The sequence below is a fragment of the Maribacter sp. R86514 genome (genome assembly GCF_044597005.1).
Taxonomy (GTDB): Bacteria; Bacteroidota; Bacteroidia; order Flavobacteriales; family Flavobacteriaceae; genus Maribacter.
The window spans coordinates 4,207,124-4,232,607 of sequence record NZ_CP138999.1; the positions used below are offsets into that span (position 1 = coordinate 4,207,124).

Sequence of the window (25,484 nt, forward strand, 5' to 3'; positions counted from 1 at the left end):
AGCTAGCGTTGTATATTCTTAATGGGAATCCATCTATTTTCATCAAAGTCATTGAGGGCGTTAATCAATTGAAAGCTTTCAAAATTTTGTATTTCAGCTTCTAATATCCTTTTTTCTGAAATCTTATTATGATCTAATAATCTAGCTCTGCAGGTACCTTCAAGTAAAGGGGTTGCCGGAGTTACAATTTGTTTGCCATCTGTAAATAGAATATTGGCATAAGAAGTGTCTGTTACGAGTCCGTTCTTAATAATTAGAACATCATCGAAATCTTCTTTTAACTTGTAGAGATTGTTCAATTTTTTACGGTTGTTCCTTTTTACATGGTAAGATATGGTGTCATCGCTTACTAGCTTGAGCGAAGAAGGTATACTATTTTCATATGAAGAAAACGAGAATCGTGTACCATGTTGCTTGTAGCCTATACGCAATTTGTATTTTAAATTAGGGTCTAAATTAGTCAAATGTATCCCGTCGAATAAAGAATAGGTAGAGTGGGTTTTGTATAGTTGCATATAAGACCTTCTAAATCTAGCTTCGTGATAGTCGGCATTTTTAATTTGGCTATTTTCAATACAAACAGATTCAAATAATGGGTACATAAATTTTTTCTAAAAGTTCTTGATATTCATCTTCCATCTCGCTGAGGTGGGTAATTCCACCACCACTTTTATACACTAGGTTACCATCTATTTTTTCAATAAATCGAATACTTACTGCACTGTCTATCTGTTGTCCGTTAAATACGCCAAAGATTCCGGTATAGAATCCTCTTGGTGCAATTTCCGCATTAGAAATAATCTCCAAGGTTTTCTTTTTAGGTGCTCCGCTTATAGAGCCTGCGGGTAGTGTTTTTAATAATAAGGTGGCAAATTCATTTTTCCAGTTCTCAGGTAGTTCCCCTTGTATTTCAGTACTCGTTTGCAGTAGTTCTTGGTCTCCTTTTTTAATGGTATCTACAAATCTAAATTTATTGACCTTAACTTTTTTAGCTATCATAGAAAGGTCGTTTCGTATAAGGTCTACAATGGTATTATGCTCGTATAATTCCTTTTTATTGGAAAGTAAAAGTTCTTCTGCATTGGGCACATCACTATTGATAGTGCCTTTCATTGGGTATGAGAAAATATTTCCGTCTTTTACTTTTAAGTAGCATTCTGGAGAAAAAACAACGAACTTATCTTTGTATAACAGCTTGTACGGAGCATGTGCTTTTTGATAGATATCATCTAAATCTACAGTGGTGTCGAGTGCCGTAGGAAAGGTAAGATTTAGCAAAAAGCTATTGCCTGTATTTAGTTCGTGCTTAACGGTCGTAAATGCCTTCTCATAAATTTCTTTAGAAATCAATGTAGGTTTTAAGTCGAAATTGGGGCTTTCACGTGAGGTTTTGGTTAGGTTTTCATCATTACCAAGACCTTTGATATTGAAATAGATATTTTCGTTTGCCGCTTCGTCAAAAGTATAAACCTGTTTTACTTTTTTTTCAAAATCTATAATAAAGAAAAATGGAATTTCATCTTGAAGAAAACGTGTTACTTTTTTTTCAAAATCTTGCAATGTCTTTGGGCTTTTAAGAAAGTGGATTTAAAATAGACCGTTGATTTCTGCATCAATTTTATTAAGTATACTACCTAGATCTTCAGGGTTGTCAACAAAATCTAAATCGTCAACATCGATAATCAATAGATTACCTTTGTTATACCCATGTATCCAAGCTTCGTAGCGCTCGTTCAATCGGCTTAAGTAATCAATTGAAATCGTGTTTTCATATTCTCTTCCTCTCTTGTGTATTTGCTTTACCAAGTTAGGTATAGAGCTGCGTAAGTAGATAAGAAGATCTGGTGGGTCAACTAAGGTCTCCATCAGTTCAAACAAACTAGAGTAGTTTTGAAAATCTCTATTGGTCATTAGACCCATGGCGTGTAAGTTGGGTGCAAAAATATGTGCATCCTCGTAAATGGTTCTATCCTGTATGATTTCCTTACCGCTTTCTTTGATTTGTAGAATTTGTCTATATCTACTATTTAAAAAGTAAATCTGAAGGTTAAAACTCCAGCGTTCCATTTGGTTGTAAAAATCATCTAAATATGGGTTCTCGACTACATCTTCAAAATGAGGTTCCCATTTATAATGTTTTGCAAGTAATCTGGTTAGGGTAGTTTTCCCGGCACCTATATTTCCGGCAACTGCTATGTGCATAGAATAAAATTGATTAATGGTTGTGTTCTTGTTCTATAAGAATATTAGATGGTACAAGATACAAGATAACTACAGGAAGTAAAAACATATTTGATGTATGGCATAAAAATAATTACCTCTGTGCATTTATTGACCGAAATTGATGAAAACAAGACTATGATATGTGTTGTTTAGTACTATTTGATATTTAGAACGTAAAGCTTTGGGGTCATTTTTTAATGAATCTTTTAAATGAGTCAATAAATAACATCATATTAAGAATTGAACAGAACATTTTTTCTATTTTTGCATCTGAATAAAAAAAGAGGAGGGATTTGACTGATTGCAACCTCTGTTTTAGCCTTAGGGTATAAAGCAAAAAAATGCTAAAGCAGTTGATGTTGATATCGTATCGCATCACACTTCTTTTCGGCATTCATTCAAATCCTTTGTAGAATAAAAAGATTGTTATGCCATATTTATTTACATCAGAATCTGTTAGTGAAGGACATCCGGACAAAGTTGCGGATCAAATCAGTGACGCGTTATTAGATAATTTTCTTGCCTTTGATCCAGAAAGTAAGGTTGCCTGTGAAACTTTGGTAACTACCGGTCAAGTTGTTTTGGCAGGTGAGGTAAAAAGCGGTACCTATTTAGATGTACAGAACATTGCCCGTGAGGTCATCAATAAAATAGGATATACAAAAGGAGAATATCAGTTTAGTGGAGATTCTTGTGGAGTGATATCGTTGATACACGAGCAGTCTCAAGATATTAGCCAAGGTGTAGATCGTGGTTCAAAAGAAGAGCAAGGTGCAGGTGATCAAGGTATGATGTTTGGTTACGCAACTAGTGAGACCGAGAACTACATGCCGTTAGCTTTGGATATATCGCACAAAATTCTGCACACATTAGCAGAATTACGTCGTGAAGGAAATGAAATTGCATATTTAAGACCAGATGCCAAGGCGCAGGTTACTATAGAATATTCAGATGCCAATGAGCCAATTCGTATAGATACGATTGTAGTATCTACACAACACGATGCTTTTGATACGGATGACGAGAAAATGTTAGCGAAAATAAAGTCTGATATTATTTCAATTTTAATCTCAAAAGTAAAAGCACAATTACCGGCAGAAACTCAGAAGTTATTTGATGATCAGATCAAGTATCATATTAACCCAACAGGTAAGTTTGTGATTGGTGGTCCTCATGGCGATACCGGTTTAACAGGTCGTAAGATTATTGTTGATACTTATGGTGGTAAAGGAGCTCACGGTGGTGGTGCTTTTAGTGGTAAGGATCCAAGTAAAGTAGACCGTAGTGCCGCTTATGCAGCGCGTCATGCAGCTAAGAATTTGGTAGCTGCAGGTGTAGCAACCGAAATTCTGGTGCAAGTAAGTTATGCCATCGGTGTAGTAGAACCTACCTCTATTTTTGTCGATACCTATGGTACTTCTAAAGTAGGCTTAAGTGATGGTGATATTGCCAAGAAAGTAGCGGAGTTGTTTGATATGAGACCTTTTGCTATTGAAGATAGATTGAAGCTAAGAAACCCAATTTACTTGGAAACTGCAGCCTATGGTCATATGGGTAAGCAGCCAACTATGGTAACTAAGGTTTTTGAATCGCCATATAACGGGCGTATAGAAAAAGAAGTGGAATTGTTCACTTGGGAAAAATTAGATAAAGTAGCAGATATAAAGTCAGCCTTTGGTCTTTAGTTATAGCACTGTTCCATAAATAAATAAGAAGCTCCTTTAAAGGAGCTTTTTTTATGCACTGATTTTACCTCACAAGACAATTAACACCCCTTCACAACAAGTTAAGATGGTTTGACCACAAAATCTATTTTGTAGGAAAAATATTACATATATTTGAAGTGTAATAAATAGAGAATCCCAAATCTCGCCACCTACAAAAGATGAAATATATAGTATTAGTACAAACGAAAAACGAACAGCATATTGTTCAAGTTGAAGCCCCAAAAGTCAGCTTGTTTTTGACGCTGTTTAAAGATATGGAATCTTTAATTAACCTATTTAAATAAAAACTTAACCTACGTATGCCATGTCAAAACCTAGCAAAATTATCTTAGCCATTATGGCTTGTATAGCCCTACAATCTTGCTCAAAAGAAACCGACCTAATTTCTGAGTATGTTGTTTTAGATGCTACAAAAACCGAATATCGTTCGGTAAAAATCACCTCGGATTTTGAAAATAAAAAATCTGAAGAAACAGTTGCATTGATTCCTTTTTCTGATTAAATTCCATGCCACTAAACACTAACCAAATGAAAAAACAATTACTCCAAGAAACTACTGTTCAAGAATATAAAGGTGATTTTTTTACTGGCATACTTATGCTTGTAAGAAAGTTGTTCATGATATAATCTTGTTCGCAATTGCTTCATAAATGCTGTTTTTAGATAGCATTTATGAGCAATTTCCGATTATTTATTACAGCGTTTATTTTTAAATTTTATTCAGCTTCCATCTAATTTGGTTTTGCATGGTAACTAGACTATGATGCAATTCGGCATACTTTTGCTCATGTAATCAAATAACGCAACATTTTCCTGCGTCTACCTATCTATAAACCTTCAAAAATCGAGTAAACTTTCTTAGCTTTAAGACTTCAAATTCTTAAGATATGCCAAAGATTACCATCAAACACCTTTTTGCCTTTATATTATTGGCTACAGCGATTGTTTCCTGTAGAAAAACAGCTCCCAAAACAGCAGAAGCTGAGGTTTCTGAAACATATGTGGAAGAAAATTACACTAAAAAAGAAGTAGATATTACCATGCGTGACGGTATTAAACTGCACACTACAATATATTCCCCAAAAGACACCTCAAAAGAATACCCGATTATAATGCAGCGAACTCCATATAGTTCAAAACCCTATGGAGAAGGTAATTTTAAAACCAAAATAGCACCCAATATTCATATGATGCAAGATGGCTACATAGTAGTCTACCAAGATGTACGTGGGCGTTGGTTAAGTGAGGGTCATTATGAAAACATGCGCGCTTTTAATCCAGATAAAAAAACGGAAAAAGATATCGATGAAAGTTCAGATACGTATGATACCATAGACTGGTTGGTAAACAATGTAGAAAACAATAATGGCAATGTGGGTATATGGGGTATTTCCTATCCTGGTTATTATTCTACGTATGCCGTTGTAGATGCACACCCAGCATTAAAAGCAGCATCTCCTCAGGCAAGTATAGCCGATTTCTTTTTTGATGATTTTCACCATAACGGAGCCTATTTATTGAGCTATTTTAGGGCAACCTCATTATTTGGTACGCCAAGACCAGATGGTGATAAACCTATAGATACTGCGTGGTATTCACTACCTGATTTACCTACTGAAGATCAGTACCAGTTCTTTTTAGATGAGGGTCCGTTGAAAAACTTAGATCGCTTCTTTGAATACGAAACTGCCGATACGCCACGTATGGCAAAAGAAGGTGTTACAGACGATTACTTCTGGAACGAACTCAAAGAGCACCCTAACTATGATGAAATGTGGCAAAGTAAAGGTTTGATTCAGCATTTAAAAGATGTAAAGCCTACCGTGGCAACAATGGTTGTTGCTGGTGAGTTTGATGCCGAAGATTTGTACGGACCTTTAGAAACCTATAAGAATATTGAAAAATACAATGCCGATAATTACAATACTTTAGTTTTTGGACCATGGGATCACGGCGGATGGGCGCGAAGAAAAGGGCAGAATATTGTAGGTAATTATTATTTTGGTGATGGAATTTCAGAATTTTTTCAAGAAAATATTGAAACTAAATTTTTTGACCATTTCTTAAAAGGAGATGGGGATAAAAATAGCGGATTACCGGAAGCCTATGTTTTTGATACCGGTAAAAAAGATTGGAAAACGTATGATACCTGGCCACCGGCAGGAGTTGTTAAAAAAGATATGTATTTATCCGCAGACCAAGAATTGACCTTTGAGCCAAAAGCAGTTGAAGAAGTGAAGTTTATTAGTGATATTAAAAAGCCGGTTCCGTATTCAGAAGATATTAAAACGGTATTTACCCCAAGAAAATATATGACAGATGACCAGCGTTTTGCGGCTCGCCGTGGTGATGTGTTGGTATTTGAAACCGAAGTGATGGAAAATGATATGACCTTGGCAGGTGATATTCTAGCGAAGTTGAAAGTAGCCACTACGGGTACTGCTGCAGATTGGATCGTAAAAATTATTGATGTACACCCAGCCGATGAGCCAGCGTATGAAGGAATGCAAGACCACTTAAAAATGAGCAATTATCATTTAATGGTTCGTAGTGAGGTATTGAGGGGGCGATTTAGAAACAGCTTTGCAGAGCCAGAGCCATTTGTGGCTAATGAAAAGACCGATGTCAACATAAAGTTACAAGACGTTTTCCACACCATTAAAAAAGGGCATAAGCTACAAGTACAAGTACAGAGTACGTGGTTCCCCTTAATCGATTTGAATCCGCAGACCTATGTAGATAATATCTTTAAAGCAGATGAGTCCGATTTCAAAACGCAAACACATACGGTTTTTACAGATTCTAGTATTGAGTTTTCGGTATTGGAGTAAGTTAGGGTTTATTATAAAATGACTAATAAAACCCTTTGATTAGTTTCTATCTATTTTAATATTGAATTCTTCAAAAATAAAACTACGAGAAATATATATTCCGTTTCTAATTGTGTCATTAGGAACGGTTATTTTGTATTGTTTGTTTCGGTGGATTTTTGATATTAAATTAGGTCTATTGACCTTAAGAGAAGATATTCTTGATTTGTGGATACCGATTATTTTACCATGGGTAACCGTTTTAATATGGTTAAGAAAAAGAATTAGATTATTACGAATAAGAGGAAAAGGTGGAGATGGTTATTTTGGCTATCAGTTTGCCATGGTTGCTGCAATAGCTGCACCTTTGGTAGTAAGTCAGGAATATGTTGATAAAATATCTTATGATTTAATTGAAGTAAATTCTATATCTGAAATACCTAAAGTTAAAGAAGGAAAGTATTTTAAAGTGAATTCGTTTGATGTTGAGGATAATGCAAGTCTTTCCCATGTTACTGTCGGGACCTCTGGTAGATATAATGGAAGTTTGAATTTCAACCTGTTTTATGCTACACCTCTAAGGGGTTCTGCTTCGGTTTGGCATTGTGTTGAATATAAAAGAACTATTAGTAATAATTTAAATAAGCAAAGAAAGAATTTAGAGTATTCAAGTTTCTTAAGTAGGTCTAATAAAGAATTTAATACATATAATTTCTATTCGGTTACTTATTTTGAAAAACTAGCTATTTCTAAAGAAAGAGATGGTTTTATAAATGCAGTGAAAAATGAATATCCTGTAATTAATATGAACGATCAAATATTCTTAGTTCCTAAGAATGTTGCCTTTAAAAATCAAAATAATGATTCACTTAAGAATACGATTATTGCTTTTTTAATAGGAACTTTAATTATTTTGATTTTAATTATTTTACCAAAAATAGACACTAATGAATTAAATAGATTTAAGCGAAATAAGCCATTGAGGGATGATGATTTTAAAGATTTTCTTGAATTTTTGAATCCGATAGGAACTTATAAAGGTGGAGCCATTCTTATGATTTTAAATATGATTATATTCTTAATAATGATATTTATAGGTCTTGATTTTGTTTCTCCTGCCGCTAAAGAGTTACTTGATATTGGAGGAAATCGGAGACAGGAAATTTTAAATGGTGAATATTGGCGCTTATTATCATCAAATTTTATTCATAGTGGTGTTTTTCATTTGTTTCAAAATTTACTCGGTTTAGCTATTAGTATAGTTTTTTTAGAAAAAATAATCGGCTACTTGAAATTCATCTTGACTTATGTTGTTTGTGGAATTTTTGCAGCTTTAGCAAGCTTTTATTGGCACGAGGATGTAGTAAGTGTTGGAGCTTCGGGTGCAATTTTTGGATTATATGGAGTAATGTTGGCTTTTGCTATTTTAAAGATTTATTCAAATTTCATTCTAAGATTTACATGGATTTTTTTAGGTCTTTGCATAGGATTGAGTTTGTTGTTTGGTACTATTGCATCAGTAGATAATGCAGCTCATGTAGGCGGTCTTGCAAGTGGGTTTATCATCGGGGTAATCTTTGTTTTAATGGGCAAAGAGGCTTTGAGGGAAAATGCGGTATATGATTAATTACGCTTTTAGAAAAATAACAACAAGACCTCAAATTATATTTTTTTCTTAAAATCTTAGGTTATTAAAAACTTCTGCCCAATATTTGTAGCTCAAAGTTCAAACACGTATTGAATAGTTATCAAGAAAGGTGGAGGGATTAGACCCTTTGAAACCTTAGCAACCCTTTGTTCCATACAAAGAAGGTGCTACATTCTACCCTTAGGGGATGGATAACAGTAATCGAATTTTCTTCGATATTACTTTCTTATAACTTTTTGATTTTACCTACCCGCATATAATGCTGGTCAAGGTTTGGCTTTTAATTTTTTGCATCCTGAGCGTAGCTGAAGGATTAATTTTTTAAAAACAACAAAATCATGAGTAATCACAAATTAGCAACAAACGCATTACACGCAGGTCACGACACAACTACCAACGGTGGTACAAGAGCAGTGCCTATTTATCAAACATCATCTTATGTGTTCAATGATACAGATCATGCTGCAAACTTATTTTCGTTAGCGGAATTAGGTTTCATTTATACAAGATTAAACAACCCCACCAATCAAATTCTACAAGACAGGTTAGCTGCGGTAGAAGGCGGAATTGGAGCGGTGGTTTTTGCATCGGGGACAGCGGCAATCTCTACAGGGTTGTTGACATTGTTAAAGGCAGGTGACCATATTGTGGCATCGAGCAGTTTATATGGTGGTACTTTTAATTTATTGAATGTAACCTTACCAAGATTCGGAATCACAACAACCTTCGTAGATGCATCTGATCCTGAGAATTTTGGAAAAGCGGTACAGGAAAATACAAGAGCATTTTTTGTAGAATCTTTAGGGAATCCTAAGTTAGATGTGTTGGATTTAAAAGGGATTTCAAAAGAATCAAAAGCGGCAGGTGTACCATTTATAGTAGATAATACGGTGGCTACTCCGTCATTATTGAATCCTATAGAACACGGGGCGAACCTCGTAATTCATTCATTGACAAAATATATTGGCGGACAAGGAACTTCCTTAGGCGGTGCCATTATTGATGCCGGTACTTTTGATTGGACCAACGGAAAATTCCCAGAATTTACTGAGCCATCTGCGGGATACCACGGTTTGGTCTATAGCGAAGCATTAGGTGCGGCAGCATTTACCTTTAAATTAATATTAGAAGGCTTACGTGATTTTGGTGGAGCATTGAGTCCGTTTAACGCATTCCAAATTATTCAAGGTTTAGAAACATTACCTGTGCGTATTAAGCAGCATAGTGCAAATGCATTAGAATTGGCTACATGGTTAGAAGGTAGGTCAGAAGTGGAATGGGTAAATTACCCAGGATTGAAGAGCAATAAGTACAACGACTTGGCAAAAGAATACTTGCCAAAAGGACAAAGCGGATTGGTTACTTTTGGCGTCAAAGGCGGATTTGAAGCTGCTAAAAAATTGACCGATGCGACCAAAATATTCTCATTGTTGGCAAATATTGGTGATACCAAATCATTGATCATTCACCCAGCAAGTACCACACACCAACAATTAACTGCAGAGCAGCAAGAAGGTGCTGGTGTAGGTCAAGATTTAATTCGTTTGTCTGTTGGTCTAGAAGATATTGAAGATTTAAAAGCCGATTTAGAACAGGCATTTGCAAGTCTTTAATTTGGGTGACTGAGCAGAGCCGAAGCAATCATACACTTCGGCTCCGCTCAGTGTCCGATTATTTATAAAATTTATATAAGGTGGCTGAGCGTAGTCGAAGCCATAAATTGATTTTGAAATAGATGCTACATCAATTACAGATTAAAAAATACAAGACCTTAAGTGGTGCCTCTCAAGATATTCAATTGTCTTATCAGGTATTTGGTAAAGAACTGCACACGGCACCTATTATTTTGGTGAACCATGCTTTGACCGGAAACTCTAATGTTACTGGTGAAGATGGCTGGTGGTCAGCACTTATTGGTGATGAAAAATGTATCGATACCCAAAAGTATACCATTCTGGCATTCAATATTCCGGGTAACGGTCATGATAAATTCGTGATTAAAAACTATAAGGATTTTGTTGCTGGCGATGTAGCGAGAATGTTTTTATTGGGTTTGCAGCAGTTAAAGGTAGAACGTCTTTTTGCTTTGATCGGTGGTTCTTTAGGTGGTGGTATTGCCTGGGAAATGGCAGCATTACAACCAGATTTAACCGAGCATTTAATACCTGTGGCATCCGACTGGAAATCGACCGACTGGTTAATTGCCAATTGTCAGATTCAAGAGCAGTTTTTGGTGAATTCTAAGCAACCTGTACATGATGCCCGTATGCATGCAATGTTATGTTATAGAACTCCGGCGTCCTTTAAAGAGCGTTTCAAAAGAAGCACGAACGAAGAGCTGCAGGTCTTTAATGTAGAAAGTTGGTTAATGCATCATGGCGATAAGTTGCAAGAGCGTTTTCAATTATCTGCATATAAATTGATGAATCAGTTATTGAAAACCATTGATGTCACTAGAGGTGGAGATGAGAATTTCATCAGACTTCAAAATAGCGATACCAATATTCATATCATAGGTGTCGATTCTGATATGTTCTTTACCGCTCAAGAAAATAAAGATACGTTTAAGCAATTGGCGCAAGCGAAAAGCAACGTAACCTATGGCGAAGTACAGTCGCTACATGGGCATGATGCCTTTTTGATCGAGTTCGATCAAATGGAGAAATTGCTCGGTGGTATTTTCAATACCAACGGCAATATCAAGAAAATAAAGATTCTGAAGTTTGGTGGTAAGTCCCTGAGCAATGGAGAAGGACTAGAGCGAGTATTGGATATCGTTGCCAATAAGGTTAAGAATGAAGAGAACATTGCCATTGTTTTATCCGCTAGGGAAAAAGCAACGGATCAGTTAGAAGAGATGCTGGAGAAAGCCGCAAAAGGTAAAGACTATAAAACTCAGTTTGAGGCTTTAGAAAAATATCAAAAGCATACTTATAAGAATATCAGTTTGTCGGCAGAGTTTAAAGGCTTGGCGAAATTGTACGAAGGTGTTTCTTTACTTGGAGATTATAGTGCTAAGATTAAAGATGAGGTACTGGCTTATGGTGAATTAATTTCAGCCAAATTGGTTACTAAATTATTGATAGGTAAAGGTATCAATGCAGAGCTGGTAGATACGCGTAAGGTGATAAAGACCGATAATACATTTGGTGATGCCAAGGTATTGGAGGCAGAGTCTAAAGAGCAGGTATTATTAAAGTTTGCGGATATTCCTAAAGATACTGTTGCGGTAGTAACCGGTTTTATTTCATCTACTTTAGATGGGGAGACAACAACATTGGGTAGAAACGGCAGTAATTATTCAGCAGCCTTATTAGCGAATTTTCTAGATGCTGAAGAATTACAGAATTATACACATGTAGACGGAATTTACACAGCAAACCCAGATTATGTGCCCGAAGCTAAAAAGTTGGAAAACTTGTCTTATGAAGAGGCAAATGAGTTGGCGAATTTCGGAGCAACTATTTTACATGCGAAAACTATAATTCCGCTTATTGAAAAGAACATTCCGTTACGTATATTAAATACGTATAATGATGATAGTGAAGGAACATTGATTAGTGCAAAATCTAGTAAAGAAGGAATAAAATCACTTTCTGTTATTGAAGATGTTGCGATGATCAATATTGAAGGTCGCGGTTTGTTAGGTAAAGTAGGTGTAGATGCACGAATATTTAAGGCTTTAGAAGCAAGTAATATTAGTGTTAGTATCATATCTCAAGGTTCTTCAGAAAGGGGTATTGGTCTTGTGGTGAAGAAAGACAAGGCGAAAAGAGCGAAATTGGCTTTAGAGAATGAATTCAGTAATGATTTTGAATCTAAAGATGTAAATATGATCACGGTAATAGATGATGTGTCTATCATATCTATTGTAGGTCAAGATTTAAGTACGTTCCATAATCCTTTTAACGCACTGATCAAAAACCAGATTGTGCCTTTGTTGTTTAATAACACGGTATCAGGTAATAATGTGAGTCTGGTGGTGAAGAAAGCAGATTTACACAAGGCGGTAAATGTCATGCACGGACAAGTGTTTGGTATCAGTAGAAAAATAAATATTCTAATTTTTGGGCATGGGAATGTAGGAGGAACACTGATCGATCAAATTCTAAAATCAGCCAAAACAATTAAGGATCGTAAGAAATTAGATTTGCGCGTATTTGGTATCGCCAATTCCAAGAAGATTTTGTTGAATGAAAAGGGGATTACCAAAAGCTGGAAAACGAATTTAAAACAAAAAGGTAAGGCGTATAAAGTAGAAGATGTTTTTGATTTTGCAAAACGACATCATTTAGAAAACCTGATCGTTATTGACAATACGGCGAGTAAAGACTTTGTGGCTAACTATTTTGAATTCGTAGAACATGGTTTTGACATTGTGTCTTCAAACAAAATTGCCAATACCTTACGTTATGATTTTTATCAGTTGCTACGAGAAGAGCTGCAAAAGAATCAAAAGCAATATTTGTATGAAACTAATGTAGGTGCAGGATTACCATTGATAGATACCATTAAGTTATTGCATTTATCAGGTGAGAATATAACCAGAATTAAAGGAGTGTTCTCTGGTTCTTTAAGTTATATATTCAATACTTTTTCAGAAAGCGATGTGCCATTTTCATCCATTTTAAAAGATGCGATGCAACAAGGATTTACAGAGCCAGATCCACGTGAAGATTTATCTGGAAATGATGTTGGTAGAAAGCTGTTGATTTTAGCACGTGAACTAGATTTGCATAATGAGTTTGCAGATATAAATATTGATAACCTTATCCCGAAGAAATTACAAGATGGGGAAGTGGCTTTCTTTTTAGAGAATTTAGATGTATTGGATGCTAAATTCAGTGAAATTAAAAAGAATCAGAAGCCAAATCATGTATTACGATATGTTGGTGATTTACATGGAAACCTTCAAAAGGAAAAAGGAGTATTAGATGTGAAGTTGATATCAGTGCCAAAAGAAAGTGCCTTGGGGCAGGTAAAGGGATCAGATTCTATCATAGAAATTTATACCGAATCTTACGGAGAAAATCCGTTAGTAATTCAAGGAGCCGGAGCCGGGGCAGCCGTTACCGCAAGAGGGGTATTTGGAGATATATTGAGGATTGCGGAGAAAGGATGACTTCGGCTCCGCTCAGTCATCGCGTACAAATGAGTAGTTAGGTGAAAGGCTGATGGCTGAGCGTAGCTGAAGCCAAATCAGATGAATGAAAGTAAGAAATTTTAATGTTGGTGGCTGAGCGTAGCCGAAGCCGATAAATGATAATTGTATGTCAGGATTCATGTATATTTTGGAATGTTCAGACGGAAGTTATTATACAGGTAGTACAAAAGACTTAGATAAAAGATTATTAGAACACCAAGATGGTAAAGGGGCTAATCATACAAGAAAAAGATTACCTGTGAAATTGGTTTATGTAGAAGAGTATTTAAGAATTGATTCTGCATTTTACAGAGAGAAGCAAATACAAGGTTGGAGAAGAGAAAAGAAAGAAGCATTAATAAATGGTGAATTAGAGAAGTTGCCTAGTTTAGCAGAATGTATAAACGATACACATTATAGATATTTTAAAGAAAAGTAAAATGTCAATTCGGCGGAGCTTAACGATCAGCATAAAAAAAGGTAGTATGTTTAAGACAGGTGGCTGAGCGTAGCCGAAGCCAAATAAGTTGGATAAGATTAAATAAGGTGAAGGTAAATGGCTGAGCGTAGCCGAAGCCAAAAAGTAAAGAAATGAACAAAAACAACAATAAATTTGAAACGAATGCGATCCGTACGCAACTAAAAAGAAGTGAAAACTTGGAACATTCGGTTCCGTTGTACTTGACTTCAAGCTTTGTATTTGAAGATGCTGAAGATATGCGTGCGTCGTTTGCAGAAGAGAAAGATCGTAATATATATTCAAGATACTCAAACCCTAATTCATCTGAGTTTATAGATAAGGTTTGCCAAATGGAAGGTGCAGAAAGCGGATTCGCATTTGCATCGGGTATGGCGGCAGTGTTTTCAACTTTGGCGGCGTTATTGGATAGTGGTGATCATGTACTTTCGGCAAGAAGCATATTTGGTTCAACGCATTCGTTGTTTACGAACTTCTTCCCAAAGTGGAATATTGACCATACCTATTTCAAGATAGATGCATTAGAGGAAATCGAAAGTCTAATTACTCCGAAAACAAAAATCATTTATGCAGAGACTCCTACGAATCCTGGTGTTGATGTGTTAGATTTAGAAGAGTTGGGTAAGATTGCAAAAAAGAATAATTTAATACTTGTGATCGATAACTGTTTTGCATCGCCTTATTTACAGCAGCCCATAAAGTTTGGTGCAGATTTGGTCATTCATTCTGGCACAAAACTGATGGATGGTCAAGGTAGAGTATTAGCAGGTATTACAGTGGGTAGTGCAGAGTTGATGGATAAGGTGTATCGTTTTTCAAGAATTACAGGTCCCGCTTTATCACCGTTTAATGCATGGGTGTTGTCTAAAAGTTTAGAGACTTTGGCTATACGAGTAGATAGGCATTGTGAAAACGCATTGAAATTAGCGGAGTATCTAGAGGGGAACGATAAAGTGAATTGGGTGAAATATCCGTTCTTAAAATCGCATCCAAAATATGAGATAGCTATTAAGCAAATGAAAGCAGGTGGTTGTGTAGTAGCTTTTGAAGTTAAAGGAGGATTAGATGCAGGTAGAGAGTTCTTTGACTCTATTAAACTGTTGTCACTTTCTGCCAATTTAGGAGATTCAAGAACTATAGTTACGCACCCGGCATCTACAACGCATAGTAAGTTGAGTGTAGAAGAACGTGCTGCAGTAGGTATCTCTGATGGCACAGTTCGTATTTCTGTAGGGTTAGAACATATAGATGATATTATCGCAGATATTGCTCAGGCATTAGGATAGTAGAAACAAAAAACGCCCGGTATGTGCCGGGCGTTTTTTTTATATGATAAATTAAAGTGTTTATTTACTCAAAGTCATATTGTAGGTCGCGCTAACACTAGTTTCGAACCCTAAAAAATCTACAGTTTCATCTAACTCATATCGTAATGACATTTGAGAATCTGTTAATTCTGTAATCGTAAAACCAATTTCTTCTTCGCCAGAACCAAAATAAAGGATGCTTCCATTCAGTCTCCATTCATTACTTTCGAAAAAGTCTTCTCCGGTTTCTTCTTCTGTTGAGGTTTCACCCATAACAGTAGTGGTTATCACCGTTGTATATGATCCTTCACTCGTTACTGTTTGTGGTTCTTCAGAAAAAATAACAACAGTATCAAAATCTTTACCAACAGCTGTAAACGTAGTGGGTATTGATGTTCCATCAAAATTAGTGTCAGACCTGCCATCTCTTGTTTCAAGAGCGGTAAGGTTCCATGTGCCGATAATTTGTGATTCACTTGCGTTGGAAACGCCAACGCTGTCGTCATCTGAACAAGATGTAAAAACTAATGTAAATACGCCTATAAGCGATAATAAAAATACTTTTTTCATAAGTAGGTAGAATTGATTTGGAAACTTATAACGTAAAAATGGTGTGCTCAAGTATTTTGCTGATATTTTTATTATTTGGCTATCTTAGCGTTATGCTCTCGAAAAAGACAAAATATGGGTTAAAAGCGCTTGCCTACTTAGCGGCACAGCCAGATAAGAAACCAGTTCAAATATCAGAAATAGCCGAAAAGGAGAACATCTCCCAAAAATTCTTGGAGAGTATACTTCTTAGCTTAAGAAAGACAGGATTCTTAGGTTCAAAAAAAGGTAAAGGTGGCGGTTACTATTTGTTAAGAACATCTGAGGAAATTTCGATGACGGATGTTATGAGGGTTTTAGAAGGTCCAATTGCCATGGTGCCCTGTGTAAGTCTAAATTTTTATGAAACCTGTGATGATTGTCCCGATGAAAACACTTGTTCCGTTCATAAGCTAATGCTGCAAGTGCGTGATAGCGCCTTAGATGTATACCGTAATAATACACTGAAAGACATCATCTCATAAAATCATATTTTTATTTCATTCTGCAATTCGCGATGCTTCAGTTTGTTGCGAAATATTAATTTTTCATGGGCTTTTGTTAATAATCTACTAAATCTATAGGGTAAATGAAATTTATCTGAAATTAGGGCGACTACATTGGAAAATAATACTATTTTTGAAAACTCTATTAAATTAGTAGGGTAATAAAAATTGAGTAAAAGATGATTGCAGATCAACTTATATTAAATAAAAAAGAAAACAAAACTACGTATCAAGATGATAAAACATCTGAAAAGCCAATTCGTAGTATAGCCAAGGCTTTTAGTTGGAGAGTAATAGGAACAGTAGATACGCTGATTATATCTTATATACTTACAGGTGAGTTTTCAGTAGCAGCATCAATAGCCTCTATAGATTTCGTGACAAAAATGATTTTGTATTTCTTTCACGAGCGTTTTTGGAATTTAGTAAAGTGGGGTAAATAATAAAGAATAGTATTATGGCATTGACAGAAGCACAAGTTCAGAAGTTGAACATTCAATTTAAAGGTATACCGCCGGAAGAAATTATTTCTTGGGCAGTAAAGCATGCGGAAACGCCTGTAGTTACAACAAACTTCAGACCCTATGAAGTTGCTATTTTACATGCGGTATCAGGAGTGAAAAAAGATATTCCTGTAGTTTGGTGCGATACGGGTTATAACACTCCAAAAACATATAAACACGCAGATGAAATAATCGGCAAATTGAATTTGAACGTAAAATTGTTTGTGCCAAAACAAACCACTGCACATAGAGATGCTGTAATGGGTATTCCACAAATTGATGACCCTAGGCATGCCGAGTTTACTGAGCAAGTAAAGTTGGAGCCTTTTAAAAGAGCCATGGCAGAATTCCAACCAGATGTGTGGTTTACGAACCTAAGAAAAGGGCAGACCACACACCGCGATAGTTTAGATATTTTAAGTCTAAGTAAAGACGGAGTGTTGAAGGTAAGTCCGTTTTACCACTGGAACGATACACAATTAGATGCCTATTTAAGAAAATATAATCTTCCTAACGAGCATAACTATTTTGACCCAACCAAGGTGTTGGAGAACAGAGAATGCGGATTGCATAGTTAATCTAAGGTGGTAGAAAAGAATAAGATAATTTATCTAAGAAAATATAGAATGAGTAATACAAGTACGGAATTGGAAGTAACGCCTTCCCAAGAACTTTTAAAAGATACAGCCCATATAAATGCACTTGAGAATGAGGCAATTTATATCATTAGGGAGGTTGCCGCTCAGTTTGAGAAGCCGGTTCTTTTATTCTCAGGAGGAAAAGATTCTATTACACTGGTTCGTTTGGCGCAAAAAGCATTTTGGCCATCGAAAATTCCTTTCCCATTAATGCATATAGATACGGGTCACAACTTTCCTGAAACTATCGAATTTAGAGATAGATTGGTTAAGGAGTTAGGGTTAGAGTTAATTGTGCGTAATGTTCAAGATTCAATCGATCAAGGTAAGGTTAAAGAAGAGTCAGGTAGATACTCAAGTAGAAATAGCTTGCAGACTACGACATTATTAGATGCAATTGAAGAATTTAAGTTCGATGCTTGTATCGGTGGTGCGCGTAGAGATGAAGAAAAGGCTCGTGCTAAAGAACGTATTTTTTCTGTTCGTGATGATTTCGGACAGTGGGATGAGCGTAACCAACGCCCAGAGTTGTTCGATATGTTAAACGGACAAATAGAATTGGGTCAGAATGTAAGAGTGTTCCCAATATCTAACTGGACAGAATTAGATGTGTGGTCTTATATAAAAGAAGAGCAAATTGAAATTCCGTCAATCTATTTCGCACATAAGCGTAAGACATTTTTAAGAGATGGTATGATATGGTCTGCAGAAGACGGTATTGTATTTAGAGAAGAAGATGAGGTTGTAGAAGAAAGATTGGTTCGTTTCCGTACAGTAGGTGATATGTCTTGTACAGCAGCCGTACTTTCAGATGCAGAGTCAATTGATAAAGTAGTAGAAGAAATTAGAGATTCATCTATTTCAGAGCGTGGTGCGCGTATTGACGATAAGCGTTCAGAAGCTGCCATGGAGAAAAGAAAACAACAAGGGTATTTTTAGAATTTTCTTTAGAAAATTCAGCCTTTAGCTTTAAGCTATCGGCTATTAGCCTTAATTAATAATTTAATAGCCAGAAGCTAAAAGCTAAGGGCTAACAGCATAAGAATGGAAGTACTAAAAATAGCAACGGCAGGTAGTGTAGATGATGGTAAAAGTACCTTGATAGGGAGAATGCTTTACGATACAAAATCTTTGACCAGCGATAAATTAGAAGCAATAGAAAAGACTAGTAAGCAAAAGGGATACGATTATTTAGATTTCTCTTTGGCTACAGATGGTTTGGTAGCAGAACGCGAACAGGGTATTACTATAGATGTTGCCCATATCTATTTCTCTACAGCAAAGAAAAGTTACATTATTGCAGATACTCCCGGTCACGTAGAATATACCCGTAACATGGTTACAGGAGCATCTACTTCACAAGCAGCGATTATATTGATCGATGCACGAAAGGGTGTTATCGAACAAACGAACAGACACTTTTTTATCAATAACTTATTACGTATTAAAGATGTTGTAGTGGCTATTAATAAAATGGATTTGGTAGATTATTCTGAGGAAACTTACAACGCTATCAAAGCTGATTTTGAAGAATTGATGGCGAAAAGAGATTACCAGGATCAGAAGATAACCTTCATTCCGGTAAGTGCATTGAAGGGTGATAATGTAGTTAATAAAACAGATAAGACACCTTGGTATACTGGTCCTACTTTGTTAGAACATTTTGAAGCCTTAGATAGAAAAGATATTTTCAATGCAGGTACACCTCGTTTCCCGGTACAATATGTTATCCGTCCAAAAACGGATGAGCATCATGATTTCAGAGGATTTGCCGGCAAGGTTTATGGTGGCGAGTTGAGTGTAGGTGATGAAGTGGTAGCGCTTCCTTCCCAAACACGTTCTAAAATAAAAGAAATCTATTTTCATGACAAGAAGTATAACACTGCTTCTAGACGTTCATCGGTAACGATTACTTTAGAAGATGAAATTAACTTGAGTCGTGGAGATATGTTAGTGAAAGCTGGAGATTTACCAACGGTTGATAAGCAATTTACCGCTACTATTTCTTGGATGGATTCATTACCGTTGGCTGCTGGAAATAAATATATTGTACAACACGGTGTCAATAAAGTATTGGCAAAAGTGGAACAGGTACATCATAAAATTGCGCCTGATTATTCGGGTATCGATACAGAAACAGATTCATTAGGTATGAATGATATTGCCCAGGTAAGTTTTCGTTTAAATAAGCCAATTTTTTTCGATCAATTTAAAGATCATAGAACAAACGGTTCTTTTATTTTGATAGATACAAAATCCAATAGTACCGTAGGTGCGGGTTTCATTAGTTAAATAAAAAAAGGTCAATTTTAATATTGGCTATTTTCATTAAGTCTATAAAATCTATAGGCAAAATATAGTAATAATACATCTCAGTACTTTATACTGAATACTTAATACCGAAGCATGCAGAGTTTTAGAACAGAAATAGAGAATCAAGTAGTTGCGAATGATATTTTAGAATTGGAACGCAAGATTCATGAGTTCCATGGCGGCAAATTAGATGAAGAGAAATTTAGAAGCCTTCGTTTAGCTCGTGGCGTATATGGTCAGCGTCAAGAAGGCGTTCAAATGATCCGTATAAAATTGCCATATGGTAAGGTGACTTCTCAGCAATTGCTACGTATTTGCGATGTGTCCGATGAATATTCTACTGGTAGATTACATATTACAACGCGTCAAGATATTCAGATTCACTATGTAGATTTGAACAGAACTCCAGAGTTATGGTCAGAACTTGAGAAAGACGATATTACGTTGAGAGAAGCTTGTGGTAACACCGTACGGAATGTAACGGCAAGTGAAACGGCTGGTGTTGATGTAGATGAGCCTTTTGATGTTTCGCCATATGCACATGCATTATTTCAGTATTTCCTTAGAAACCCTATAAGTCAAGAAATGGGACGTAAGTTCAAAGTTTCTTTCTCGGCAAGTGATGCTGATACAGGATTATCATACATGCACGATTTAGGTTTTATCGCCAAAATTGAAAATGGAGAAGTCGGTTTTAAAGTGATGTTGGGTGGCGGATTAGGTTCTCAGCCAAGACATGCGGACGAATTATATAGTTTCTTACCTGCAGATCAGATTATTCCGTTAATGGAAACGGTAATACGTGTTTTTGATCGCTACGGTGAACGTAAGAGTAGAGCAAAGGCAAGAATGAAATTTTTGTTGAAAGATTTAGGCTTGGACGGGTTCAAAGAATTATTGGCTGCTGAGAAAACGGCTGTGCCTTTTGATACTTTTCCTATTGATCCAGAAGACTATCCAAAGACTAAAGTGTCAGATTTAAAAGTCCCTGCAGTAGAAATAGAAGATTTAAAAGAATTTGAAAAGTGGAAAGTAACGAATGTTGTTCCTCAAAAACAACCTGGTTATGTTGCTTTGGGTATTAAAGTATTGCTAGGTGATTTTTATACCGACAAGGCACGTTTATTAGCCAATCTGGTGCAGAAATATGCAGCAGGTGAATTAAGGTTGTCTTTACGTCAAAACATTTTAATTCCTTTCGTAAAAGAAGAGAATGTTCAATTTTTCTATACAGAATTAAAGAAATTAGGTTTTGCAGAGGCGGGTTATAATAAAGCGCTTGATATTACAGCTTGCCCAGGTACAGATACCTGTAACTTAGGTATCGCTAGTAGTACAGGTATTGCAGAAGAACTGGAAAGAGTTATAAAAACAGAATATCCTGATTATATCAATAACGAAGATGTTGTAATAAAAATCAGTGGTTGTATGAACGCATGTGGACAGCACAATATGGCAAATATTGGTTTTCAGGGAATGTCCGTTCGTACAAAAGATAAATTAGTTGCTCCGGCACTACAAGTATTGTTAGGTGGTAGCACAGATGGTAACGGTCAAGGTCGTTTTGCTGATAAAGTGGTAAAAGTGCCTAGTAAAAGAGGTCCTGAAGCATTACGTTTAATCTTGAATGATTACGATGCTAATGGTGGCGATTTATCATTTCCGGATTACTATGCTGAAAAAGGACAAATGTATTTCTATGATTTTCTAACGCCATTATCATCTGTAGATGATTTAACGCCAGAAGATTTCATCGACTGGGGGAATACAGAACGTTATGAAAAAGCAATTGGTGTAGGTGAGTGCGCAGGTGTGGTTATTGACTTGATTGCTACACTTCTTTTTGAAAGTGAAGAGAAAATACAGAATGCCCAAGCTATGTTCGATGCAGAGAAATGGTCTGCAAGTATCTACCACGCATATTCTTCAATGGTGAATTCAGCGAAAGCGATGTTAACCTCAGAGAATACAAAAGTGAATACACATGTAAGTATCATTAAAGATTTTGATGAGAAGTTTGTAGCCGATGGAAGAATTGCCGTTGCTGGCGGATTCGAGAAATTGGTACTGCAATTGAATCAGAATGAACCAACAAAAGAATTTGCCGAGTCATATATCAAAGATGCGAAAGTATTTTTAGAGACGGTTGCAAAGTTTAGAGAACAAGAATTAGCAGAAGCATAATATGCATACCGATAATCTATCCAATCAAAAAACAATCAATTCAATAGTTGATACTCCCTCGCAGAGTCAAGGGAGGTTGACTGTTGTAGGCGCGGGACCTGGCGATATAGAGCTCATCACTTTAAAAGCAATAAAAACGCTGGAAAATGCCAATGTGGTTTTGTATGATGCTTTGGTTAACGAAGAGTTGCTGAAGTATGCCAATAATGCAGAATTGATTTTTGTGGGCAAGCGAAGAGGATGTTATGCATATCAGCAGGAACAAATAAATGAGTTGATTGTTAGCCGGGCAAAATCTGCGGGACATGTGGTGCGCTTAAAAGGCGGTGATCCTTTTGTATTCGGTCGTGGTTCTGAAGAGATGGAATATGCAGCTTCACATGGTTTAGAGGTAGCAATGGTACCAGGTATTTCTTCAAGTTTAAGTGTGCCGGCTTATCAGAATATTCCAGTAACAAAAAGAGGAGCATCAGAAAGTTTTTGGGTAATTACAGGTACAACAAAAGAGCATAAGCTATCAACAGATGTTGCTTTAGCTGCAAAGAGTAGTGCAACGGTAGTTATATTAATGGGAATGTCAAAACTTCCACAAATTGTAGAACTGTTCAAAGGTGAGGGAAAATCGGATATGCCAATAGCCATTATTCAAAATGGGACCCGTAAGAATGAAAAACTGGGCATTGCAACTATTGAAACTATTGTTGAGGTTGTAGAAAAAGAAAAATTATCGAACCCTGCAATTATCATCATAGGTGAAGTGGTAAAACATAGAGAGGCATTAATTCAGGCAAAGAATCAGTATTCAAATGAGAATGCTAAGTTGAGCGAAGTATAAAAGTGCAAAGTATTAAGTACATAGTGTAAGTGAAATTAAAAGAAGTTGAAAAGTGATTTCTAATTACTTTTTACTAAAAAGAAAATTATGATTAAAACAGATATGCTCATTATAGGAGCGGGACCAACCGGTTTATTTACGGTGTTTGAAGCAGGATTGTTAAAATTAAAAACGCATTTAATAGATGCATTGCCACAGCCAGGTGGGCAGTGTTCAGAGATATATCCTAAGAAGCCTATTTATGATATTCCTGCATTTCCAGAAATTTTGGCAGGTACTTTGATAGATAACTTAATGGAGCAAATCAAACCTTTTGAGCCAGGTTTTACCTTAGGTGAAAGAGCAGAAACTTTAGATAAATTAGAAGATGGTTCATTCGTAGTTACTACAAATAAAGGAACTCAGCATAATGCGCCAGTTGTTGTTATAGCAGGCGGGTTAGGTTCATTTGAACCACGAAAACCACCTATTTCAAATATTGTAAATTTTGAAGATACCGGTGTTTCTTATATGATTAAGGATCCAGAAGTATATCGTGACAAAAAAGTAGTGATTGCAGGTGGTGGAGATTCAGCTTTAGATTGGGCTATATTTTTAACCGATGTAGCTTCAGAAGTAACTTTGGTACATAGAAGAGATGAATTTAGAGGGGCTTTGGATTCTGTTGAAAAAGCATCTGAACTGGCAAAGCTTGGTAAAATAAAATTAATTACAAAAGCAGAGGTAAAAGAATTGCACGGCAAAGATCATTTGGAAGCTGTTGTGATTAAACATACCGATAAGGAAAAGGAAGATACTTATTTAGAGGTAGATAATTTTATTCCGTTATTTGGTCTTTCACCAAAATTAGGTCCTATTGGGGATTGGGGTCTAGAAATTCAGAAGAATGCCATTAAGGTAAACAATGCAAAGGATTACCAAACAAATATACCGGGAGTATACGCTATTGGTGATGTAAATACTTATGAAGGTAAATTGAAATTGATCCTTTCAGGTTTCCATGAAGCTGCGGTAATGTGTCAGTTTGCATACCAACAAATTAATCCAGGTAAGCGCTATGTAATGAAGTATACAACTGTTGGTGGTGTCGAAGGATTTGATGGTTCTAAGAAAGAAGCTAAGAAAGAAGTAGTACAGAGTATAGCATAAAGTTATTATTTGATTAATAAGGCCTCTAGACTCCATATGAATCTAGAGGCTTTTTTTATGACATTTTTTAAAAATTTCGTTGGCTAAAAAACAAGTTTACTCTTGGATAAGAGTATACTGTGCCGTTACTTTGCAAATCGTTCATAAATAGATTGAAACGTTATCAAGAAAGGTGGAGGGACTAGACCCATTGAAACCTTGGCAACCCTTTCCAATATGGAAAAGAAGGTGCTACATTCTATCTTTATTCTGTGTACTTGTGCAGAAGATGTTATTCTATATGGCATTACAAAGACAGATAACTTAAGAAAAGGCATCTAGCCGAACTTTCCTTACTTGATTACGAATTAGATTTTTATTGAACCAATAATATTTTACACCGTAAAATGAAGGATATAAAGGAAATATTAAAAGAGCGAATTCTCATATTAGATGGTGCCATGGGTACTATGCTACAGCGTTATAAATTTACTGAGGAAGATTTTAGGGGAGAACGTTTTAAAGACTGGGAACACCCATTACAAGGCAATAATGATTTGTTGTCACTAACTCAGCCTGATGCAATTGCTGAGGTTCATCGTAAGTATTTCGCTGCGGGTGCCGATATCGTAGAGACCAATACATTTTCTGGAACCACGATAGCGATGGCAGATTATTACATGGAAGACTTGGTGTATGAGTTGAATTATGAATCTGCGCGTATCGCTAAAACGGTAGCAGATGAATTCACAGCTAAAGAACCGCATAAGCCAAGATTTGTAGCCGGTAGTATCGGTCCTACGAACAAAACGGCAAGTATGTCCCCTGATGTAAATGATCCGGGGTATAGAGCAGTTTCTTTTGATGAGCTACGTATTGCATATAAACAACAAGTAGAAGCCTTGTTAGATGGTGGGTCGGATATTTTATTGGTAGAAACTATTTTTGATACGTTAAATGCAAAAGCGGCTTTGTTTGCCATAGAAGAAGTAAAAGAAGATCGAAATATAGATGTGCCCATCATGGTGAGTGGTACCATTACCGATGCGTCAGGTAGAACGTTGTCTGGTCAAACGGCAGAAGCATTTCTTATATCCATTTCCCATATTCCTATTTTATCGGTCGGTTTCAATTGTGCATTAGGAGCTAATCAATTGGTTCCGCATCTAGAGGTACTGTCAACCAAAAGTGAGCATGCGGTTTCGGCACACCCCAATGCAGGTTTACCAAATGCATTCGGAGAGTACGATGAGACTCCTGATCAAATGGCAGAACAAATTAAAGAATACGCAGAAAAAGGATTAGTAAATATAGTAGGTGGATGCTGCGGTACCACTCCGGAACATATTTCTGCAATAGCGAAGATTGTTGAGAATTTTGAACCTAGAAAGTTGACAGTTGTCGGTTGATGGTTGATAAATCGTTTTTCGTTTCTCGTTAATGGTTTATCGTA

At 36.2% G+C, this 25,484-nt stretch carries 21 protein-coding genes and 2 riboswitches; of the genes, 17 read left to right on the plus strand and 4 right to left on the minus strand.

Annotated elements, in window-relative coordinates:
- Window positions 1–2 precede the first annotated feature (2 nt).
- The 3 genes from SJY30_RS18250 to SJY30_RS18260 are packed head-to-tail and all read right to left on the minus strand — an operon-like array spanning window position 3 to window position 2,202.
- Window positions 3–602: an aminotransferase class IV gene (locus tag SJY30_RS18250; protein ID WP_396633523.1), complete on the minus strand. Its 600-nt coding sequence runs from the start codon at window positions 600–602 to the stop codon at window positions 3–5.
- Window positions 586–1,560, minus strand: coding sequence for an aminodeoxychorismate synthase component I (locus SJY30_RS18255; protein ID WP_396633524.1), 975 nt, complete (start codon window positions 1,558–1,560; stop codon window positions 586–588). Before SJY30_RS18255 ends, SJY30_RS18250 begins: the two co-directional genes overlap by 17 nt.
- A 27-nt stretch (window positions 1,561–1,587) precedes the next feature.
- Window positions 1,588–2,202, minus strand: a complete 615-nt coding sequence (locus tag SJY30_RS18260) for a deoxynucleoside kinase (protein WP_396633525.1) — start codon at window positions 2,200–2,202, stop codon at window positions 1,588–1,590.
- Between the two features lie 449 nt (window positions 2,203–2,651).
- Between SJY30_RS18260 and metK the strand changes: the two genes are divergently transcribed.
- The 8 genes from metK to SJY30_RS18300 all read left to right on the plus strand — a co-directional run bounded on the left by metK (window position 2,652) and on the right by SJY30_RS18300 (window position 15,315).
- On the plus strand, window positions 2,652–3,908 hold the full coding sequence (gene metK / locus SJY30_RS18265) for a methionine adenosyltransferase (protein WP_396633526.1): 1,257 nt from the start codon (window positions 2,652–2,654) through the stop codon (window positions 3,906–3,908).
- A 346-nt stretch (window positions 3,909–4,254) separates the two neighbouring features.
- Window positions 4,255–4,452, plus strand: a complete 198-nt coding sequence (locus tag SJY30_RS18270) for a hypothetical protein (RefSeq protein WP_396633527.1) — start codon at window positions 4,255–4,257, stop codon at window positions 4,450–4,452.
- Window positions 4,453–4,837: 385 nt separating this feature from the next.
- A complete protein-coding gene (locus SJY30_RS18275; RefSeq protein ID WP_396633528.1) occupies window positions 4,838–6,781 on the plus strand; it encodes a CocE/NonD family hydrolase in 1,944 nt (647 codons plus the stop codon).
- A 178-nt stretch (window positions 6,782–6,959) separates the two neighbouring features.
- Window positions 6,960–8,387, plus strand: a complete 1,428-nt coding sequence (locus SJY30_RS18280; RefSeq protein WP_396633529.1) for a rhomboid family intramembrane serine protease — start codon at window positions 6,960–6,962, stop codon at window positions 8,385–8,387.
- Between the two features lie 115 nt (window positions 8,388–8,502).
- A riboswitch (SAM riboswitch) is annotated at window positions 8,503–8,606 on the plus strand.
- Between the two features lie 140 nt (window positions 8,607–8,746).
- Window positions 8,747–10,021, plus strand: a complete 1,275-nt coding sequence (locus tag SJY30_RS18285) for an O-acetylhomoserine aminocarboxypropyltransferase/cysteine synthase family protein (RefSeq protein WP_396633530.1) — start codon at window positions 8,747–8,749, stop codon at window positions 10,019–10,021.
- Window positions 10,022–10,143: 122 nt separating this feature from the next.
- A complete protein-coding gene (gene thrA, locus SJY30_RS18290; RefSeq protein WP_396633531.1) occupies window positions 10,144–13,530 on the plus strand; it encodes a bifunctional aspartate kinase/homoserine dehydrogenase I in 3,387 nt (1,128 codons plus the stop codon).
- A 148-nt stretch (window positions 13,531–13,678) separates the two neighbouring features.
- A complete protein-coding gene (locus SJY30_RS18295; RefSeq protein ID WP_396633532.1) occupies window positions 13,679–13,990 on the plus strand; it encodes a GIY-YIG nuclease family protein in 312 nt (103 codons plus the stop codon).
- 152 nt (window positions 13,991–14,142) lie between these two features.
- Window positions 14,143–15,315 (plus strand): trans-sulfuration enzyme family protein, encoded by a 1,173-nt coding sequence (locus SJY30_RS18300; protein WP_396633533.1) that lies wholly within the window; start codon window positions 14,143–14,145, stop codon window positions 15,313–15,315.
- 60 nt (window positions 15,316–15,375) lie between these two features.
- Here the strand turns inward: SJY30_RS18300 and SJY30_RS18305 are convergent, their stop codons facing one another.
- Complete coding sequence (locus SJY30_RS18305) at window positions 15,376–15,906, minus strand: hypothetical protein (protein WP_396633534.1); 531 nt, start codon at window positions 15,904–15,906, stop codon at window positions 15,376–15,378.
- 92 nt (window positions 15,907–15,998) lie between these two features.
- Here SJY30_RS18305 and SJY30_RS18310 point away from each other — a divergent pair, with 92 nt between their 5' ends.
- The 9 genes from SJY30_RS18310 (at window position 15,999) to SJY30_RS18350 (ending at window position 25,440) form a co-directional block, all read left to right on the plus strand.
- Entirely contained in the window at window positions 15,999–16,409 is a 411-nt protein-coding gene (locus tag SJY30_RS18310; RefSeq protein ID WP_396633535.1) for an RrF2 family transcriptional regulator, read from the plus strand.
- Between the two features lie 200 nt (window positions 16,410–16,609).
- Window positions 16,610–16,873: a DUF2061 domain-containing protein gene (locus SJY30_RS18315; protein WP_036156290.1), complete on the plus strand. Its 264-nt coding sequence runs from the start codon at window positions 16,610–16,612 to the stop codon at window positions 16,871–16,873.
- Window positions 16,874–16,887: 14 nt separating this feature from the next.
- Entirely contained in the window at window positions 16,888–17,511 is a 624-nt protein-coding gene (locus tag SJY30_RS18320; protein WP_396633536.1) for a phosphoadenosine phosphosulfate reductase family protein, read from the plus strand.
- 48 nt (window positions 17,512–17,559) lie between these two features.
- Window positions 17,560–18,510, plus strand: a complete 951-nt coding sequence (gene cysD / locus SJY30_RS18325) for a sulfate adenylyltransferase subunit CysD (RefSeq protein ID WP_051941873.1) — start codon at window positions 17,560–17,562, stop codon at window positions 18,508–18,510.
- Window positions 18,511–18,615: 105 nt separating this feature from the next.
- Window positions 18,616–19,863, plus strand: a complete 1,248-nt coding sequence (locus SJY30_RS18330) for a sulfate adenylyltransferase subunit 1 (protein WP_396633537.1) — start codon at window positions 18,616–18,618, stop codon at window positions 19,861–19,863.
- A gap of 114 nt (window positions 19,864–19,977) precedes the next feature.
- On the plus strand, window positions 19,978–22,068 hold the full coding sequence (locus SJY30_RS18335) for a nitrite reductase (RefSeq protein ID WP_396633538.1): 2,091 nt from the start codon (window positions 19,978–19,980) through the stop codon (window positions 22,066–22,068).
- 1 nt (window position 22,069) lies between these two features.
- Window positions 22,070–22,903: a uroporphyrinogen-III C-methyltransferase gene (cobA, locus tag SJY30_RS18340; RefSeq protein WP_396633539.1), complete on the plus strand. Its 834-nt coding sequence runs from the start codon at window positions 22,070–22,072 to the stop codon at window positions 22,901–22,903.
- Window positions 22,904–22,990: 87 nt separating this feature from the next.
- On the plus strand, window positions 22,991–24,052 hold the full coding sequence (locus SJY30_RS18345; protein WP_396633540.1) for an NAD(P)/FAD-dependent oxidoreductase: 1,062 nt from the start codon (window positions 22,991–22,993) through the stop codon (window positions 24,050–24,052).
- A 157-nt stretch (window positions 24,053–24,209) separates the two neighbouring features.
- Window positions 24,210–24,327, plus strand: a riboswitch (SAM riboswitch).
- A gap of 111 nt (window positions 24,328–24,438) precedes the next feature.
- Complete coding sequence (locus SJY30_RS18350; protein WP_396633541.1) at window positions 24,439–25,440, plus strand: homocysteine S-methyltransferase family protein; 1,002 nt, start codon at window positions 24,439–24,441, stop codon at window positions 25,438–25,440.
- Window positions 25,441–25,484: the final 44 nt, after the last annotated feature.

Coding starts and splice junctions, on each gene's coding strand:
- SJY30_RS18250 (WP_396633523.1), bottom strand. CDS start 602: ATGTACCCATTATTTGAATCTGTTTGTATTGAAAATAGCCAAATTAAA.
- SJY30_RS18260 (WP_396633525.1), bottom strand. CDS start 2,202: ATGCACATAGCAGTTGCCGGAAATATAGGTGCCGGGAAAACTACCCTA.
- metK (WP_396633526.1), top strand. CDS start 2,652: ATGCCATATTTATTTACATCAGAATCTGTTAGTGAAGGACATCCGGAC.
- SJY30_RS18270 (WP_396633527.1), top strand. CDS start 4,255: ATGTCAAAACCTAGCAAAATTATCTTAGCCATTATGGCTTGTATAGCC.
- SJY30_RS18275 (WP_396633528.1), top strand. CDS start 4,838: ATGCCAAAGATTACCATCAAACACCTTTTTGCCTTTATATTATTGGCT.
- SJY30_RS18285 (WP_396633530.1), top strand. CDS start 8,747: ATGAGTAATCACAAATTAGCAACAAACGCATTACACGCAGGTCACGAC.
- thrA (WP_396633531.1), top strand. CDS start 10,144: ATGCTACATCAATTACAGATTAAAAAATACAAGACCTTAAGTGGTGCC.
- SJY30_RS18295 (WP_396633532.1), top strand. CDS start 13,679: ATGTCAGGATTCATGTATATTTTGGAATGTTCAGACGGAAGTTATTAT.
- SJY30_RS18300 (WP_396633533.1), top strand. CDS start 14,143: ATGAACAAAAACAACAATAAATTTGAAACGAATGCGATCCGTACGCAA.
- SJY30_RS18305 (WP_396633534.1), bottom strand. CDS start 15,906: ATGAAAAAAGTATTTTTATTATCGCTTATAGGCGTATTTACATTAGTT.
- SJY30_RS18310 (WP_396633535.1), top strand. CDS start 15,999: ATGCTCTCGAAAAAGACAAAATATGGGTTAAAAGCGCTTGCCTACTTA.
- SJY30_RS18315 (WP_036156290.1), top strand. CDS start 16,610: ATGATTGCAGATCAACTTATATTAAATAAAAAAGAAAACAAAACTACG.
- SJY30_RS18320 (WP_396633536.1), top strand. CDS start 16,888: ATGGCATTGACAGAAGCACAAGTTCAGAAGTTGAACATTCAATTTAAA.
- cysD (WP_051941873.1), top strand. CDS start 17,560: ATGAGTAATACAAGTACGGAATTGGAAGTAACGCCTTCCCAAGAACTT.
- SJY30_RS18330 (WP_396633537.1), top strand. CDS start 18,616: ATGGAAGTACTAAAAATAGCAACGGCAGGTAGTGTAGATGATGGTAAA.
- SJY30_RS18335 (WP_396633538.1), top strand. CDS start 19,978: ATGCAGAGTTTTAGAACAGAAATAGAGAATCAAGTAGTTGCGAATGAT.
- cobA (WP_396633539.1), top strand. CDS start 22,070: ATGCATACCGATAATCTATCCAATCAAAAAACAATCAATTCAATAGTT.
- SJY30_RS18345 (WP_396633540.1), top strand. CDS start 22,991: ATGATTAAAACAGATATGCTCATTATAGGAGCGGGACCAACCGGTTTA.
- SJY30_RS18350 (WP_396633541.1), top strand. CDS start 24,439: ATGAAGGATATAAAGGAAATATTAAAAGAGCGAATTCTCATATTAGAT.